The following is a 17657-nucleotide window of genomic DNA, read 5'->3' as shown; positions in this document are numbered from 1 at the left end:
CCCCATGTTTGCCATGTCCGTGTCCACCCGCCTGTCCCCACCACGCCCGCACCACCTCGCCTTGCGCGGCGCCATGATGCTGGGCATGCTGGGCATTGCCACGGCCGCCGCCACGGCGCGGGCCGAACCGTCGCCGACCCTGGACCGTGTCAGCATTTCGGTGGGAGCGTTTTCCGCCGATCCGCGCATCAATGTCGGCGCCGACACGCAGTTTGGCCGCATCGACGCGCCCGAATCGAATCCCAGCCGCACCACCATTCCCCGCATCAAGGCCGAATTGCTGATCGGCGACCATCATGCCCTGGCATTCGACTACTACCGCTACGACAAATCCTACACGCCAACGCTGACCGGCCAGACCACCATCAATGGCCAGCCGGTTTCCGGCACCGCCACGGCGGACGCCGACCTGAAGCTGGACCTGGCCAAGATGTCCTACCGCTGGTGGCTGGGCAGCGGCAACGACACCTTCGGCATCGGCCTGGGTGCCGCCTACTACAATGCCAACCTGAACGGCACGGCCACCGGCGTCGTCAATGGTGAGACGGCCACGGCGCGCGATTCCATCGGCGAGCACGCGTTCGCGCCGCTGCTGGAAGTAGGCTGGCGCCACGCCTTCACGCCGGACTTGCGCATGTATGCGGAAGCGTCGGGCATCAAGAAAAATGGCGGGCGCATCAACGGCCACATCTACGGCGGCAATATCGGCGTGGAATGGTTTCCGTTCAAAAATATCGGTTTCGTGGCCGACTACGGCATCTCGAAAATCAAGCTGCACCGCGACAGCGAACGCGATGCCGACTTGAACGTGCGCCTGACGGGGCCGTCGGCGTATGTGAAAGTGCGCTTCTAAACGAGTTCAAGCCGCCGGTTTCAGCAAAGTCAGCTGGAACTGCGGCAAGTCCGGATCGTCCCACGCCTCGACGCTGGCAAACGGCAGGCGCGCAAACGCCTGCCGCCAGAACGCGCAGGCAGCGGCATCGTCGCGAAACGTCGCCACCAGCCACGTCTGCGCGCTGTCCAGCAGCACGCGCCGCACCACTTCAAGCGCCACGCCCCGGCGCCGGTATTTCTTCAGGATGAAAAAGTCGCTGAACTCCTGCACGGCCAGCTCACCCGCCATGCCAGGCTCCGTGATGAAAAAACCGGCCAGTTCGCCATCGACCTCGATCCAGCTGGCCGTGTGGCCGGCGCCATGCACATACGATGCCAGCCCCGCATCGCACACATCGTAGCGGCCGTCGGCCAGCAGCGCCTCGCAGCTCCAGGCGGAATTGTCATAACAGTAGAGCTGGAACAGCCGCGCCAATGCGCCCTCTTCGCCCGGGGCAATGGCGCGCAACGCGATGACCTTGTTTATTGCATGCATGAAGAACTTTCCCGCACGATGGCGTTGATCCAGTCCGCGATCTTATCACCGTCACTCATCCCCGCCCTCCGGCATTTCATGCCTGCATTTCCTCCCTTGGTCGCAAAACCATTCTTTTCCTTTCAGTTGCATATACATTATTGTTTTTAAGTAACGTCCGCCATCGCGGCTGATAAAAACAAGGGGGATCCCCTTCCACAGGCCGGCAGGCATGCATCTGCCGGCTTTTAGACCCATGTCCTGGAGAGTGCTGCATGCTAAAGATCAAACAGCTGAACAAAACATATGCCAATGGCGTCAAGGCCATCAACAATGTCAGCCTGGAAATTCCCAATGGAATGTTCGGCTTGCTGGGGCCGAATGGCGCAGGCAAGTCTTCGCTGATGCGTACCATTGCGACATTGCAAGATCCCGATAGCGGCAGCATCCATTTCGACGGCGTCGATGTGTTGCAGGACAAGGCCGGCTTGCGCCGCCAGCTCGGCTATTTGCCACAGGATTTCGGCGTGTATCCGAAGGTCAGTGCGGAAACCCTGCTCAACCACTTTGCCGTCCTGAAAGGCTTGACGGAGAAGGGGCCGCGCAAGGAAGCCGTGGAAGCCTTGTTGCAGCAAACCAATCTGTGGGAAGCGCGCAAGCGCAACCTGGGCACGTATTCGGGCGGCATGCGCCAGCGCTTCGGCATCGCCCAGGCGCTGCTGGGCGCGCCGCGCCTGGTGATCGTCGACGAGCCCACTGCCGGCCTGGACCCGGACGAGCGCAACCGCTTCCTGAACCTGCTGGCAAAGATCGGCGAGCAGGTGGTGGTGATCCTGTCGACGCACATCGTCGACGACGTGACGGACCTGTGCCCGCGCATGGCCATGATCGTCAAGGGTCAAGTGCTGGTGCAGGGCGAACCGCAGGCGGCCATCGACACCTTGCACAACAAGGTGTGGCGCCGCAGCGTCAGCATGGAAGAACTGGCGCAGTACCAGCAGTCGCACAATGTGCTGTCGACGCGCCTGGTGGGCGGCAAACCGCAAATCAATGTGTATGCCGACAGCCAGCCCGACAGCGGCTTCGTGCAGATCGCTCCGGACCTGGAAGACGTGTACTTCCTGCATGTGCGCAACGCGGCCCGCGACGGCGCTGCCGTTCCCGCTGCGGCACCATCCGCCGTCGCGGCGTAAGGAGCACACCATGTGGAAGGAATTTTTCAAGTTTGACCTCGGCTATCAGCTGAAACAGCCGCTGCTGTGGGTATTTGCCGCCGTCATGGCCTTGATGGCCTTTGGCGCCAGCAGCAGCGATTCGATCCAGATCGGCGGCGCCATCGGCAATATCAACCGCAATGCGCCCACCGTGGTGGCGCAGATGCTGGGGATCTTCAGCCTGCTGGCGATGTTTCTCGTCACCGTCTTCATCGCCGGCGCCGTGTTGCGCGACAGCGAAGTCGGCATGGCCGACATGCTGTTCGCCACGCCCATGCGCAAGTGGGATTACCTGTTCGGCCGCTTCGGCGCCGGCTTCGTCGCCTGCCTGGTGATCTTTGTCGCCATCGCCCTGGCCACCATGCTGGGGCCCCTCATGCCATGGGTCGATCCCCTGCGCGTGGGCGCGTTCTCGCTGCACACCTATGCGTGGAGCTTCGCCGTCCTGGTCATCCCCAACCTGCTCTTCATCGGCGCCCTGCTGATGCTGCTGGCCGCCACCACGCGTTCGATGATGCTCGTCTACGTGGGTGTGCTGGGATTCTTCGTGCTGTGGGCCGTGGCCGGCGCCTTTACCCGCGACATCAACAACGAATGGCTTGCCGTCCTGCTCGACCCGTTCGGCGTGCGCGCCTTTGGCCGCATGACGCGCTACTTCACCTCCGCCGAATCGAACGCGGGCCTGCCGCCGTTTTCCGGTTTCCTGCTGGCCAACCGCTTGCTGTGGCTGGGCATCACGGCGCTGCTATTCCTCGCCACCGTCGTGCTGTTCAAGCCGCAGCGCACGGGGACGGGAAAACGCCTGTTCGGCAAGGCCAAGGCCGCCGCCGCCGCACCGGCCGTCACGGCGCCGCTGCACCTGCCGCGCAGCACTCCCGCATTTACCGCCGCGACAGCCTGGCGCCAGTGGTGGCACATCCTGCGCTTCGACGCCGCTGGCGTCTTCAGGAGCCTGCCCTTCCTCGTCATGCTGCTGTTCGGCATGATCAACCTGATCGCGGCCGCCAATGTCGACAAGAACATGTATGGCACGGCCGTGTATCCGATGACGCATTTGCTGTTACAGCAAATCAGCAACAGCTTCAGCTTCCTCCTGATCATCATCGTCACCTTCTATGCAGGCGAGCTGATCTTCAAGGAACGGCAAGCCAGGATCGCCGACGTCGGCGACGCCATGCCCGTGCCCGACTGGGTGCCCCTGCTGGCCAAATGCACGGCTTTAATCGGCGTCATCGCCGGCTACCTGCTGGCGGGCGTCCTCACGGCCATCGGCTTCCAGCTCGTCAAGGGCGGCGCGCCCGTGGAACTGGGACTGTACCTGCAAGGCACCTTGCTGGGCGCCCTCTTCTTCGTGCTGATGGGCTTGTGCGCCCTGACCCTGCAAGTGCTGTCGAACAACAAGTTCATCGGCTACCTGCTGGTGATCCTGCTGATGGTGGCGCAAGCCGTGCAGGGCATGCTGCACTTCGAACACAAGCTGTACAACTTCGCCGCCACGCCGTCCATCAAGTATTCAGACATGAACGGCTATGGCCACTTCCTGACGGGCTGGGCCTGGTTTGCGCTGTACTGGAGCCTGTTTACCGTGGCCCTCGTCATGCTGGCGCAAGCGTTCTGGGTGCGCGGCCTGTCCAACGGCTGGCGGGCACGCGTGCGTCTGGCAGGCCAGCGATTGCAGGGCCGTACGGGTGCCGCGCTGGCAGCGGTGCTGCTGTGCTGGATAGGCACGGGCAGCTGGATCTTCTACAACACGAATGTGCTGAACCGGTACGAGACATCGAACATCGGCATGGACAAACAGGCGCGCTACGAAAAATTGTACAAGCGGTACCAGCACTTGCCGCAGTCGAAGATCACGGAGGTCCAGGCCAACGTGGATATTTATCCTGAGCAACGCCAGGTGCTGATCAAGGGCCACTACGTGCTGCAAAACAAGACGTCGCAAGCGCTCGACACCCTGCGCATCCAGCTCGACCCCGAGCTGAAAACGGCATGGCTGAACTTGCCCGCGCACAAGGTCGAACTGGACGACAAGGAACTCGGCTTCAGCATCCTCAAGCTGGCCCAGCCCCTGGCACCGGGCGCCACGCTGCCGCTGGACTTCACGGTGACCGTCACGCACCAGGGTTTCACCAACAGCGGCGCGCCGGACCAGCTCAACCTGAACGGCAGCTTCTTCAACAACCAGGCCTTTTTCCCCCACTTCGGCTATGCCAAGGAAATGGAATTGCTGGACCGCAATGAACGCCGCAAGCGGGGCCTGGGCGAGCCGCAGCGCATGGCCAAGCTGGAAGACTCTTCCGCATATGGCAACACTGTGCTGGGCGGCGATGCCGACTGGATCCATTTCGACACGACGGTTTCCACCAGCGGCGAGCAGATAGCCCTGGCGCCCGGCTATCTGCAAGGCAGCTGGGAAAAGGATGGCCGCCGCTACTACCGCTACAAGATGGACCAGCCGATGCTGCCCTTCTTTGCCTACCTGTCGGCGCGCTGGGAAGTCAAAAAAGGCGAGTGGCACGGCTTGCCGATCGAAATCTATGTCGACAAGAAACACGGCTACAACACGGACCGCATGATCACTTCCGTGCAAAAGTCGCTCGACTACTACACGACCCAATTCACGCCCTACCAGCACAAGCAGGTACGCATCCTGGAATTCCCCGGCTACCAGAGCTTTGCACAGTCGTTTGCCAATACGATTCCGTATTCGGAAGGCATCGGCTTCATCGCCGACCTGCGCGACAAGGACGACATCGACTACGTGTTCTACGTCACGGCGCATGAAATGGCGCACCAGTGGTGGGGCCACCAGGTGATCGGCGCAAACGTGCAAGGCGCCAGCATGCTGATGGAATCGCTGTCGCAATACTCGGCCCTGATGGTGATGGAAAAGGAATACGGCCGCGACAAGATGCGCCGCTTCCTGCGCTATGAACTGGACCGCTACCTGAGCGGACGCGGCGGCGAAGCCATCGAGGAATTGCCGCTGGCGCGCGTGGAAGGACAGCAATACATCCACTACAACAAGGGCAGCCTGGTGTTCTATCGCCTGCGCGACGAAATCGGCGAAGCTGGCTTGAACCGTGCCCTGAAACGCTATCTGCAGGACAAGGGCTACCAGCAGGCGCCGTTCACCACCTCGTCGGAATTGCTGGCGTACATCCGCGCCGAAGCGCCGCAGGACAAGCAGGCCCTGATCACGGACCTGTTCGAAAAGATCGTCTTCTACGACAACCGCGTCACGCAAGCGACGGCCGTCAAGCGCCCGGATGGCCAGTGGGATGTCACCATGCAGTTGCACCTGGCCAAGCTGGAGTCCGACGGCAAGGGCAAGGAAAGCGCGCGCGCCTATGACGAGCCGGTGGAAATCGCCATCTTCGCGCGCGCGCCGGGCGCCAAGGAGAAAGATGAAAAAGTCGTGTTCACCGACAAGCGCATGTTGTCCGGCAGCGACCCGGTGATCACCATCACGGTGAAGGAAAAACCGTTTGAGGTGGGTGTCGATCCGTACAACAAGATGATCGACCGGGTCTCGCGCGATAACCGCAAGGAAGTCAGTTTCAATTAAGGCTTGCGTCAACGGGCTTGACGCAACGCAAACCGGCCGCGCCTTCGACCAGTGCGCGGCCGGTTTTTGTGCCTGGCGTAAGATGACAAGCGTCGCCAGCAAGTGCGCTGGTGTCCACTTCAAGGGGAAAACCGCATGCCGCATCGTCCACTGCCCATCCGCGCCAGCCTGCTGCTGGCGGCACTCGTCTTTGCCACGCCCGCCTGGAGCGCCGATCCCATCCACAAGGAAAGTGTGACATTGACGGCGAACCAGGCCACGCATACGGTCAAGGGCAAGATCAAGGGCTATGCCACGGCCGAATACACGGTGTCAGGCAAGGCGGGACAGACCTTCAGCGTCAAGCTGAAAACCAATCAGCCATCGAACTACTTCAACATCCGCCAGCCAGGCCAGGATGAAGCCCTGTTCATCGGCTCGACCAGCGGCAACACTTACCAGGCGGCACTGCCGGCCGATGGCGAGTACACGGTACAGGTATATTTGATGCGCAATGCGGCGCGCAGGAATGCGGTGGCGAATTACAGCCTGGAAATGAGCATCAAAGAAGCCGCAGCGCATTGATGCGCATCATGCCGGCTTGCTGCCAGCCGAGTATTTGCTGGCGGCGATCGCCAGGCAGGCGGCCAGCAACAGGATGGCGGCCAGGACAAATGCCGCACCGCTGTCGTGGCTGGCAGGATCAACGGCGACCAGCATGGCGAACAGGGCCGGTGTCGCCAGCCCCGCCAGGCTGCCGGCACTCTTGACGGCGCCCTGCAGCCAGCCCTGCTGCCGCGCCGATACGGCACTGGTCAGCAGACCCTGCAGGGCCGGGTTGGCCATCTCTCCCACGCCGAGCAGGAAAATGGCCAAATATGCCCCCGCCGACTGGCGCGACAGGGCAAGGCAAAGGAAGCCGGCACAGCAGCCGGCATACGCCAGCATGGCCGTGCGCCGCGGGCCGTATCGTGTCATCAGAAACGGTGCACATTTCATCTGCGCCACGCCGCCCCAGCCTGCCAGCACGGCAAGCATCAAGCCGACCTGGGTGGAGTCCCAGCCATACCGCTGTTGCGTGTAAAACACGAACGCCACGGAAATCGACCAGTGCGCGCTGGCCACCAGCAGATACGCGAGGGTCAGGAAACGCAGTTCGGGACGCCTGGCCAGCTCGAACACGGCACCGAATGGATTGCTCATGCGCCAGCTGACGGGAACGCGCTTGTCCGGCGGCAAAGACTCGGGCAAGACCAGCACGCCGTACAGGAGATTGCCGAGCGACAACCAGCCGGCAAGGTAAAAGGGCAGGCGCACATCGATATTACCCAGCCAGCCGCCCAGGGCCGGCCCCGCCACCAGACCCATGCTGTACGCCGCGCCCATCGAGGCAAACGCGCGGGTGCGCGCGGCGCCTTCGGAACAGTCCGCAATAAATGCATAGGCGATACCAAAGCTGGAGGCGGTGATGCCGCACAAGATACGCCCCAGCACCAATTGGCCCAGCGTTTCAGTATCCGCCAGGCAGAAGAAATACACGGCCACGCCCAGGTTCGACAATAACAGCAGCGGGCGCCGGCCAAAGCGGTCCGACAATGCTCCCAGCAGTGGCAAGGCAAACATTTGCGACAGCGAAAACAGCATCCCCAGATAACCGAGCCATAACACGGGCTGGGCGGGACTGTCCCTCAATTGCAGCAACAGGCGCGGCAAGACAGGGGCCACCAGTCCCGCGCACAGGACGTCGATCAGGACGGTCATGAAGACCAGCGGAAAACCGAACAGCTGTACCGGCCGGCCCTGCACCGTGCGCATCAACACAGTGCCAGCCGTCTCAGGCGGCAAGCGCTGGCGTGTCACTCTTCCATTCCGCGGACGCATGCAGGGCATACCCGTCGAGCAAGGGCCCGCCATACGGCTGCAGCGCACGCGCGACCAGGTCGCCAAACGCCTGCTTGCCAGCGAGTGGGTCGAGCAGGATCGCGCGCATGGCGGCATGCAGGTCATCCGCAATCGACGGGCTATGGGCCCTGAGCCGGCGCGCCAGATGCTTGCCGACGCCACTCCACGCGCCCCCGGCACGCAGCACGAAATTGGCCAGCACATCGTACAGCTTGGTGGCGATCGCCAGTGTTTCCTCGGCTACCGTGCTGTCAACGAGGTCTTCCAGCAAGGTCGTGATTTCATAGCGCCGGCTGGCCAGGGCATCGGGCGTCAGCGCTGGCGGGCCTTCATCGTATATGGCTTGCGCCAGCTGGTACAGGGCGGCGGACGCGCTCGTCTGCGGCAAGAGATTTTTGCCCTCGATGACCATCATCGCCATCGGGATCCGGCCACCGGGACGGTCCATCTTGCGGCAAAAGTAATCGAAGGAGCGCAAGTCATGGCCATACAATTCCACCGTCTGCTGGCCCAGCTTGAGCGTCTCGCGCCAGGCATGCGGCACGTTCTCGAACAGGACCAGAAGGTCGATATCCGAGGTGGCCGTTCCCTGGCCGCGCGCGATGGAACCACCGATGATCGCCGCCTGGGCATGCGGATAGGCGGGCAGGATGTGTTGTTCCACCAACTGGCGGGCTGCGTCGAAATTCATTCCATCATCCCCTGCAGATCAGGTAACTCCACCGCTTGCGAACGGCCCCGCTGGCGTTCGATTTCCGTCGCGCTGAAACCGACATACTGGCGCGCGGCGGCATTGAAAAACCGTCCGCCGATCACGCTCACCTTGGACGACTCTTCCAAGGTGCGCAAACGCTGCACGGCCTGCGCGCCGAGCAGGGTGTGAAAACTGGCCAAGCCATTCTTCACGTGGTTGACCTCGTCGATATAAATGCATTCATGCAGCAGGGAAATATCAGCGCGCCCGATGGCACGGTACAGCTCCGCATAGTACAGGTCGGCCCCCAGCGAAAAGCCTTCGCCGATCACTTGCTCGAGGCCGATGCAGTCTGCCGCATTCTGCGCCGCCCGGCAGCTTTTCCAGATGCCCAGGGATACCGGCGTTTCGCCGATGCGGCCCCCCTCATTCGCCAATGCGCCCAGCAGCAGCTGCGCGTGGCGGAATTCTTCCGCACACTGCAAGGTCAGCGATTCGGCCACGGCGCCCGGCAACTCAGGGAATCGCAGCACCAGCATGGCGCACACTTCGCCGGCGCATACTTCCACATTGAAAATCTGCTGGTGCAATTTCCTGCGAGGATAATCACGGTCCAGCTCATAGCGCACGTAGTCGACGATCTCCAGCTGCTCGGGGCGCCCGGGCAGCTCGGGACAGTCCCACTGCGCCGGCAGCACCTGGCCTTCGAGGCGCTGGCAGCCGCTCTGCATGGCAGGCAGTAACCACAGGACCTTCTGTGCCGCCAGCTCGCTCTTGGCCCACAAGCCGAGCGAGGCGAGCGCCTGCATGCTGTGCCGGAGGGCGTCGAAATGCGCGTCGATGTGCACGCCCTCATCCCCGCCATGCGGGGCGCCGGACGCTTCGCCCAGGGAAAAACTCTGGCAGCAATCCTGTACCGTCGACAGTGCCTGCTGCGCCGCATGCAAGGTCATGGACCACGCGATCTTGCCAGCCACCTCGCGTTCCGTAATCAACGCGTACGCCGAGGCGTTCCGGATGGCCGCGAGGGCGTGGGCGGCAGCAGCCAGGTGTGCCGTGTGTTCTTTGATGACGGACATATCATTCCCAACGGTAGCTAATGGAGTATCAACAGCATTTGAACAACCGTGGCGCGCGGCAATGCGAAGGATGCCCGGGGCAAGGCGCGCCAGCGGTTGTCCGGCAGGCTAGGCGGTGGTGCGCAACATCCTGAGGAAGCGCTCCCTCAGTGCCCAGTTCACGGGCTCGAGCGTCTCATAGCCCAGCACCTCATCCACAGGGAACACCGTCTCCCCGGCAGAACCTTCCTTTGCCGCCCAGCGCAACATTTTCTCGGGCAAGCCAGGAAACGCCGACGCCATCCAGTACGCCATCGAATAGTATGCGTTGCGTCCCTCCGCATAGCCGGGATAACGGTCTGCGTAATTCGAGAACGAATACTTGGGGAAGCAGCCATCGATGATTTTCTTGGGCGTCATCCACAGGGGATAGACGAGGGTGACGTCGCCGATCGGACGGGCCGGCAGGGGCAATAAACGACGCTCGGTTGCCATGATCGCGAACATCTCGCCCAGCAAGTCTTCGAAATTCAGGCCGGTGGCGATGAATTTCGCATCGAGCGATTTGGCCACGCTCGTCAGTACGCGCCGGATGATCAGGGTGCCGAGGAATTCGAAGTCATCGTCGGGAAATTCCCGGGCAAACCGGTCGGTGATGCCCAGGCCGCCAGCGCTGGCGCCGAGTATCGCTTTCGATTCTTCTTCCGATACTACGGTCAGCGGCAGATTGTAGGCCTGCGCCAGCTCGCGCGCGCGCGGAACGCCGGAATTCCACTCGCCCGGTCCTTCGATAATGACCGGATGGATGTCAATCGGGAACTCGTCAAATTGCGACAAGGCATACAGCAGGGCATTGCTGTCGCCTCCGCCACTCACGCCGACCACCAGCTTGTCGCCAGGCGACAGGGTGTCGCGCAGCGTTTGTGCCACGGCATCGCGCACGGCCAGCTTGCACTCGTTCGACGAGAGGCGTTTCAGGATATTCGGGCCACCCTTTGCCGCGCCGTTGGCGTAGATATATTCGGCAACGGCTTCTTCGTTGTTGGCTGGCGGGGACACCTGCAAGGTGTTGTTGGTGTGCAGAAAAGGATCAATATTTCTTTGAAAAAATGCAAAGACTTGCCGGTCCAGCGGAATCGAACTGCCAGTTTCACTCAGGCAGGGAAAAAGGGTATAGGCGCCGGATGGGTCGCGCAGATAGGTCGCCACCGCCGTCCAGGGCACATGATTGCGCGCCAGGGCATCGAGCACGCGCTCGTCTTCGCCGATGTCAAAACTGGATGTTCCATGGGTCGTTACTACAATTAATTCTCGATTCATTGAGCTTCCCTCGGATAAAGCCCAAGGTGGGCTAGGCCTAGCACCACCTTGGGCACAGTCAGTGATTACATCGACGACAGTACGGTGCTCGGGCCAACGATGCACTCGAGGTTGTTGCGCGAGCATTTCGGAGCGGCGCCGTGCATGCGGCTGTTTTCCAGCGCGGCAATATCCAGTGCGGCAACGGCGACATTGCTGGCAGGAGCGATATCGCGGCTGGCGCGTTTCAGGGAATAGCCAGAGGTATTGAAAGACCCGGTACCATGAACCACTTGAGTGTTACTAATCATAAGTTTCTCCTTGAGTGATGGACCTGCGCTCGGAACCGCAAAAAATGCACGCTTCCGGCCACCGGCAAAGGGCGGCGTAGATTATTTTATAAGCTTTCATCTACGACATTCTCTCGTTTTGTCACCACCGGGCAGTAAACTGTATCGACAGCGGTTTTTGCTCCCTCAAACAATAGTGCGCTTCGGCCTGTGCGCTGGACGTGCGCGCTTGTGCCGCGCCAAAGAAAAATGCCCTGCACATCAAGGATGTGCAGGGCATTGCTGATGACATGATGTGTTCCGATCAGAACGGGATGTCGTCATCCATATCCGAGAAGTTCGGTGCTGGCTTCGGTGCCGGGCGTGGTGCCGGGGCTGGGGCTGGGCGCGGAGCCGGTGCCTGGCGCGGGGCCGGGGCTTCGTAACCGCCGCCACCGCCGTAGCTGTCATCGCCACCGCCGGCGTCGCCGCCCATGCCGGAGCGGCCGCCCAGCATTTGCATCTGTTCCGCGATGATGTCGGTTGCGTACTTCTCGACACCGTCCTTGTCCGTGTATTTACGGGTTTGCAGACGGCCTTCAACGTAGACGGACGAACCTTTTTTCAGGTATTGGCCGACGATTTCCGCCAGGCGGCCGAAGAACGAGATACGGTGCCACTCTGTCAATTCTTTTTGTTCGCCCGTGTTGCGGTCCTTCGATTTGTACGAAGTGGCCACGGCGATGTTGGCGATCGCGTCGCCGCTAGGCATGTAGCGGATTTCCGGGTCACGGCCCAGATTGCCGACGATGATGACTTTGTTGACTGATGCCATGAATAACTCCTGATGAACTGCAGCGGGAGCCGGTGTCCCGCGCGTTAGTTTAGTGTACTAAACGAGGATTATAAGCGACCACGCGGCGCAAAGCACCCGCTTTCTGGCGGACGCCCTCTCCCGTGCGGCAGCACGTTTTTTTCACGGCAGGTGAAAACAAGAAACTTGAATACTGGTATTATATACAGTGTTTAAACGTCTGCACGCATCTGTATCAAACTTTGTCAGGGCACGTTCGCCTGGCGGCGCAATCCGCCCGTGGCTGCCCCAGGCATGCAGAGCAAAACCCGGCTATAGTTACAGGTTGACCCGTTGTGGCTCCTCATCCGCACCCAGGCACAATGCGCCGGCCGCACCACTCACTGAAAGCAAGGCAATCACATGGAACAGATCCGCATTCGCGGCGCTCGCACGCATAACCTCAAGAATATCAATCTCGATTTGCCGCGCAATAAGCTGATCGTGATTACCGGCTTGTCCGGCTCCGGCAAGTCTTCGCTGGCCTTCGACACCTTGTACGCGGAAGGGCAGCGCCGCTATGTCGAATCGCTGTCGGCCTATGCGCGCCAGTTCCTGCAATTGATGGAAAAGCCCGACGTCGACCTGATCGAAGGCCTATCTCCCGCCATCTCCATCGAACAGAAGGCAACTTCGCACAACCCGCGCTCGACGGTGGGCACTGTGACGGAAATCCACGATTATCTGCGCCTGCTGTATGCGCGCGTGGGCACACCCTACTGCCCCGACCACCCGGAAAACGCGCTGGCGGCCCAGTCCGTATCGCAAATGGTCGATGCCGTGCTGGCCATGCCGGAAGACACCAAGCTGATGATCCTAGCGCCCGTCGTCGCCAACCGCAAGGGCGAGCATGTCGACCTGTTCGAGCAGATGCAGGCGCAGGGCTTCGTGCGCTTTCGCGTACAGAGCGGCACGCATGCGGCCAAGATCTATGAAGTCGATGATCTCCCGAAATTAAAGAAAACGGAAAAACACACGATCGACGTCGTCATCGACCGGGTCAAGGTGAACCAGGAGATCAAGCAGCGCCTGGCGGAAAGTTTCGAGACGGCCCTGCGCCTGGCCGATGGCCGCGCCATTGCCTACGAAATGGATACCGCCCAGGAACACGTGTACTCCAACAAGTTCGCCTGCAATGTGTGTGGCTATTCCCTGCAGGAACTGGAACCGCGTCTGTTCTCGTTCAACAACCCCATGGGCGCCTGCCCCGAATGCGACGGCCTGGGACACATTGAATTCTTTGACCCGAAACGCATCGTCGCGTTCCCGAACCTGTCGCTCGCCTCCGGCGCCGTCAAGGGCTGGGACCGCCGCAACCAGTTTTACTTCCAGATGCTGTCGAACCTGGCCGCGTATTACGAGTTCGACCTGGACATGCCGTTCGAACAGCTGGACTTGAACTCACAGCAAGCCGTGTTGTACGGTTCCGGCAAGCAAGTGATTCCGTTTAGCTATGTCAACGAACGGGGCCGCACCGTCATCAAGGAACACACGTTCGAAGGGGTGGTCAACAATCTGCAGCGCCGCTACCGCGAGACGGATTCGATGGCCGTCAAGGAAGAGCTGGCCAAGTTCATCAATGAAAAATGCTGCCCCTCATGCGATGGCGCGCGCCTGCGCGTGGAAGCGCGCTTCGTCAAGGTCGGCACGGGCAAGCAGCAACGGGCCATCTATGAAGTGGCGGAAAAGCCGCTGCGCGAAACGCTGGAATTCTTTGAAAAACTGAAACTGACAGGCGCCAAGAAAGAGATCGCCGACCGCGTGGTCAAGGAAATCATTTCGCGCCTGAAATTTCTCAACAACGTGGGCCTCGACTACCTGTCGCTGGACCGCAGCGCCGACACGCTTTCCGGCGGCGAAGCACAGCGCATCCGCCTCGCGTCGCAAATCGGCTCCGGTTTGACCGGCGTCATGTATGTGCTCGATGAACCGTCGATCGGCTTGCACCAGCGCGATAATGACCGCCTGATCGAAACCTTGAAACACTTGCGCGACATCGGCAACAGCGTACTGGTGGTCGAGCATGACGAAGACGCCATCCGCACGGCCGACTATATCGTCGACATGGGCATCGGCGCGGGCGTGCACGGCGGCGAAATCATCGCCGAAGGCACCTTGCCCGAAATCTTGAAGAACAAGAAATCGCTGACGGCGCAATACCTGAACGGCAAGCTGAAAATCGCCGTGCCCGCCAAGCGCCACGCCAGCAATCCGGAGAAGCAGCTGGTGATCACGGGCGCGACGGGCAACAACCTGAAAAAGGTGTCGCTGAGCTTGCCGGTGGGCTTGATGACGTGCGTCACGGGCGTGTCCGGTTCAGGCAAATCGTCGCTGGTCAACGATACCCTGTATCCTGCCCTGTCGCGTCATTTGTATGGTTCGCAGACGGAACCGGCGCCGCACGATTCGATCAGCGGCCTGGAGCATTTCGACAAGGTCATTTCCGTCGACCAGGCACCGATCGGCCGCACGCCACGTTCGAATCCGGCCACCTACACGGGCTTGTTTACGCCGATCCGCGACCTGTTCTCCACCGTGCCGACAGCCAAGGAACGCGGTTACAGCGCGGGCCGCTTCTCGTTCAACGTCAAGGGCGGACGCTGCGAAGCGTGCCAGGGCGATGGCGTGATCAAGGTCGAGATGCATTTCTTGCCCGACGTCTACGTGCCATGCGACGTCTGCCACGGCAAGCGCTACAACCGCGAAACCCTGGAAGTGCAATACAAGGGCAAGAACATCACGGAAGTGCTGGGCATGACGGTGGAAGAGGCGCATGAGTTCTTCAAGCCGGTGCCACTGATCGCGCGCAAGCTGCAAACCCTGCTCGACGTGGGCCTCGGCTACATCAAGCTGGGCCAGAGCGCCACCACCTTGTCCGGCGGCGAAGCGCAGCGCGTGAAATTGTCGCTGGAACTGTCCAAGCGCGACACGGGCCGCACCCTGTACATCCTCGATGAACCGACGACGGGCTTGCACTTCCACGATATCGACTTGCTGCTGAAAGTCATCCACCGCCTGCGCGACCAGGGCAACACCCTCGTCATTATCGAGCACAACCTCGACGTCATCAAGACGGCCGACTGGATCGTCGACCTGGGCCCCGAAGGCGGCGCCGGCGGCGGGCAGATCATCGCCACGGGCACGCCGGAAGACGTGTCACTGAACCCGGCCAGCGTGACGGGCAAGTACCTGGGACCGCTGCTGAAGCAGTAACGACGGCAGCGCAATAAAAAACGGCGCGGATTGCTCATGCAATCCGCGCCGTTTCTCGTTTTACTAGCACCCCAGTCATTGCCGGCGTGTCATTTATCGCACGCCAGTCTTTGCCGGCGTGTTTCTCCCCCACTACAACTCTCAACACCTGACAAGCTACTGCGCGGCGCGCTTTGCGGCCTGCGATGCTCACCGTACTAAAGTACGGTTGCGCTTCTTAGCCACAAATCACTGCCGCTCGCTACGCTTGTCATGTGCCGCTTTACGTTAACTTACTTACGCACTCAGCCGCTTTTCCAGCGCAGCCTTGTTATCTGCCAATTCTTGCGGCAGATGATACGCGAGTTTTTCAAACAACTCCGTATGCAATTTCAATTCTTCCACCCACGCGGCCTTGTCGATCGAGGTGATGGTGTCGAACTGTTCCTGCGTGAATGGCAAGCCATCCCAGTTCAGGTCGCCATACTGCGGTGTCGTACCGAACAGGTTTTCCACGCCGCCCGCCTTGCCTTCGATACGCTCGAGCATCCATTTCAGCACGCGCATATTGTCGCCAAAGCCAGGCCAGACGAATTTGCCAGCCTCGTCCGTACGGAACCAGTTGACGCAGTAGATCTTCGGCAGGGCGGCCGGGTTGACTTTGCCCACCTTGACGCCCATGTCCAGCCAGTGCTGGAAGTAATCGCTCATGTTATAGCCGATAAACGGCAACATGGCAAATGGATCGCGGCGCACGACGCCCATCTGGCCCACGGCGGCGGCCGTCGTTTCCGAGCCCATGGTGGCGGCCATGTAGACGCCTTCAACCCAGTTGCGCGCTTCCGTGACCAGCGGCACGGTGGTCGAGCGGCGGCCGCCGAAGATGAAGGCCGAGATCGGCACGCCGGCCGGATCGTCCCAGGCTGCGTCGATCACGGGGTTTTGCGTTGCCGCAACCGTGAAGCGCGCGTTCGGGTGCGCGGCCTTGGTGCCGGACGCTGGCGTCCAGTCCTTGCCTTGCCAGTCGATCAGGTGGCTTGGTGCTTCTTTCGTCAAGCCTTCCCACCAGACGTCGCCATCGTCCGTCAGCGCCACGTTGGTGAAAATCGTGTTGTCGCGCATGGACGCCATGCAGTTGTAATTGGTTTTTTCGTTGGTGCCCGGCGCCACGCCAAAGTAGCCCGCTTCCGGGTTGATGGCGTACAGGCGGCCATCGGCGCCCGGCTTGATCCAGGCGATATCGTCGCCGATGGTGGTCACTTTCCAGCCGTTAAAACTTGCCGGCGGGATCAGCATGGCGAAGTTGGTCTTGCCGCAAGCGGACGGGAAGGCTGCTGCCACGTAATGCTTCTTGCCTTCCGGCGATTCCACGCCGAGGATCAGCATGTGTTCGGCCAGCCAGCCCGGGTTGTTATCGGCCGATTGCGCTTCCTGGTAACCCATGTTCGAGGCGATGCGCAGGGCGAAGCATTTCTTGCCCAGCAAGGCGTTGCCGCCGTAGCCCGAACCGAAGGACCAGATTTCACGCGTTTCCGGGAAATGCACGATGTACTTGGTGCTGTTGCACGGCCATTTCACGTCGGCCTGGCCGGCGGCCAGCGGTGCGCCCACGCTGTGCACGCATGGCACGAATGCGCCATCGGTGCCCAGCACGTCATACACGGCACGGCCCATGCGGGTCATGATCTTCATGTTGACGGCGACATAAGGCGAATCGGACAGTTCCACGCCGATGTGCGCGATTGGCGAGCCCAGCGGGCCCATCGAGAATGGCACGACGTACATGGTGCGGCCGCGCATGCAGCCGTCGAACAGGCCGTTCAAGGTATGGCGCATTTCGCCTGGTTCGGTCCAGTTGTTCGTCGGGCCGGCCGCTTCTTTCGTTGCCGAGCAGATATACGTGCGGTCTTCGACGCGGGCCACGTCGCTCGGGTCGGAGCAGGCCAGGTAGGAATTCGGGCGCTTTTGCGCATTCAGTTTTTTCATGGTGCCACTGGCAACCATTTCGGCGCACAGGCGCTCGTACTCTTCTTGCGAACCATCGCACCAGTAGATGCGCTCTGGCTTGGTCAGCGCAGCAATGTCGGCCACCCAGTTGATCAGTTTCTGTTGTTTAATATAAGCTGGGACGTTGAGTGCGGCGACGCCACCCATGACGGGCTGATTCATATTACCTCCAATACCAATAAAAGAAATTCTGGTCGTTCTGCAAGACAGGCAGCATCGTTGAGAGGTGGCTGCGGCTCACTGCGGGCGGCGTGTTCACGCGGGCAGGGCT

13 protein-coding genes are annotated in these 17657 nt (G+C 61.1%); 5 read left to right on the top strand and 8 right to left on the bottom strand.

What is annotated here, in order from left to right:
* Positions 1-4 precede the first annotated feature (4 nt).
* Complete coding sequence (locus tag BLT98_RS27140; protein ID WP_092613279.1) at positions 5-853, top strand: MipA/OmpV family protein; 849 nt, start codon at positions 5-7, stop codon at positions 851-853.
* Positions 854-859: 6 nt separating this feature from the next.
* On the opposite strand, the gene BLT98_RS27135 is transcribed toward BLT98_RS27140, so the two are convergent.
* Complete coding sequence (locus BLT98_RS27135; RefSeq protein ID WP_139179388.1) at positions 860-1369, bottom strand: GNAT family N-acetyltransferase; 510 nt, start codon at positions 1367-1369, stop codon at positions 860-862.
* Between the two features lie 254 nt (positions 1370-1623).
* Here BLT98_RS27135 and BLT98_RS27130 point away from each other — a divergent pair, with 254 nt between their 5' ends.
* The 3 genes from BLT98_RS27130 to BLT98_RS27120 all read left to right on the top strand — a co-directional run bounded on the left by BLT98_RS27130 (position 1624) and on the right by BLT98_RS27120 (position 6697).
* Entirely contained in the window at positions 1624-2541 is a 918-nt protein-coding gene (locus BLT98_RS27130; protein WP_092613273.1) for an ABC transporter ATP-binding protein, read from the top strand.
* A gap of 10 nt (positions 2542-2551) precedes the next feature.
* Positions 2552-6133: an ABC transporter permease/M1 family aminopeptidase gene (locus BLT98_RS27125; RefSeq protein WP_092613389.1), complete on the top strand. Its 3582-nt coding sequence runs from the start codon at positions 2552-2554 to the stop codon at positions 6131-6133.
* Positions 6134-6268: 135 nt separating this feature from the next.
* Positions 6269-6697, top strand: a complete 429-nt coding sequence (locus BLT98_RS27120; protein ID WP_092613270.1) for a hypothetical protein — start codon at positions 6269-6271, stop codon at positions 6695-6697.
* A 6-nt stretch (positions 6698-6703) separates the two neighbouring features.
* Here the strand turns inward: BLT98_RS27120 and BLT98_RS27115 are convergent, their stop codons facing one another.
* The 6 genes from BLT98_RS27115 to ssb form a co-directional block, all read right to left on the bottom strand.
* Entirely contained in the window at positions 6704-7927 is a 1224-nt protein-coding gene (locus tag BLT98_RS27115) for an MFS transporter (RefSeq protein WP_070280128.1), read from the bottom strand.
* A gap of 19 nt (positions 7928-7946) precedes the next feature.
* Positions 7947-8705 (bottom strand): nucleotidyltransferase domain-containing protein, encoded by a 759-nt coding sequence (locus BLT98_RS29005; RefSeq protein WP_139179387.1) that lies wholly within the window; start codon positions 8703-8705, stop codon positions 7947-7949.
* Positions 8702-9787, bottom strand: a complete 1086-nt coding sequence (locus tag BLT98_RS27110) for a DUF455 family protein (protein ID WP_092613264.1) — start codon at positions 9785-9787, stop codon at positions 8702-8704. The genes BLT98_RS29005 and BLT98_RS27110 overlap by 4 nt, the downstream gene beginning before the upstream one ends.
* Positions 9788-9895: 108 nt before the next feature.
* Positions 9896-11017 carry a tRNA lysidine(34) synthetase gene (locus BLT98_RS27105; RefSeq protein ID WP_092613261.1) on the bottom strand — a complete coding sequence of 374 codons (1122 nt, stop codon included), beginning with the start codon at positions 11015-11017 and terminating at the stop codon, positions 9896-9898.
* Between the two features lie 134 nt (positions 11018-11151).
* Complete coding sequence (locus tag BLT98_RS27100) at positions 11152-11376, bottom strand: hypothetical protein (RefSeq protein WP_131688859.1); 225 nt, start codon at positions 11374-11376, stop codon at positions 11152-11154.
* Between the two features lie 283 nt (positions 11377-11659).
* Positions 11660-12169 (bottom strand): single-stranded DNA-binding protein, encoded by a 510-nt coding sequence (gene ssb / locus BLT98_RS27095; RefSeq protein ID WP_034781209.1) that lies wholly within the window; start codon positions 12167-12169, stop codon positions 11660-11662.
* A gap of 381 nt (positions 12170-12550) precedes the next feature.
* Between ssb and uvrA the strand changes: the two genes are divergently transcribed.
* Positions 12551-15400: an excinuclease ABC subunit UvrA gene (gene uvrA / locus BLT98_RS27090; protein WP_070258657.1), complete on the top strand. Its 2850-nt coding sequence runs from the start codon at positions 12551-12553 to the stop codon at positions 15398-15400.
* 276 nt (positions 15401-15676) lie between these two features.
* Here uvrA and BLT98_RS27085 read toward each other — a convergent pair whose 3' ends face one another.
* On the bottom strand, positions 15677-17548 hold the full coding sequence (locus tag BLT98_RS27085; RefSeq protein ID WP_034781200.1) for a phosphoenolpyruvate carboxykinase (GTP): 1872 nt from the start codon (positions 17546-17548) through the stop codon (positions 15677-15679).
* Positions 17549-17657 lie beyond the last annotated feature (109 nt).

Origin of the sequence: Janthinobacterium sp. YR213, from assembly GCF_900099875.1 — a bacterium.
GTDB classification, from domain to species: Bacteria; Pseudomonadota; Gammaproteobacteria; order Burkholderiales; family Burkholderiaceae_D; genus Janthinobacterium; species Janthinobacterium lividum.
The sequence above is the reverse complement of the archived record's forward strand: the minus strand, read 5'-3'. Positions and strand labels throughout refer to the sequence as shown.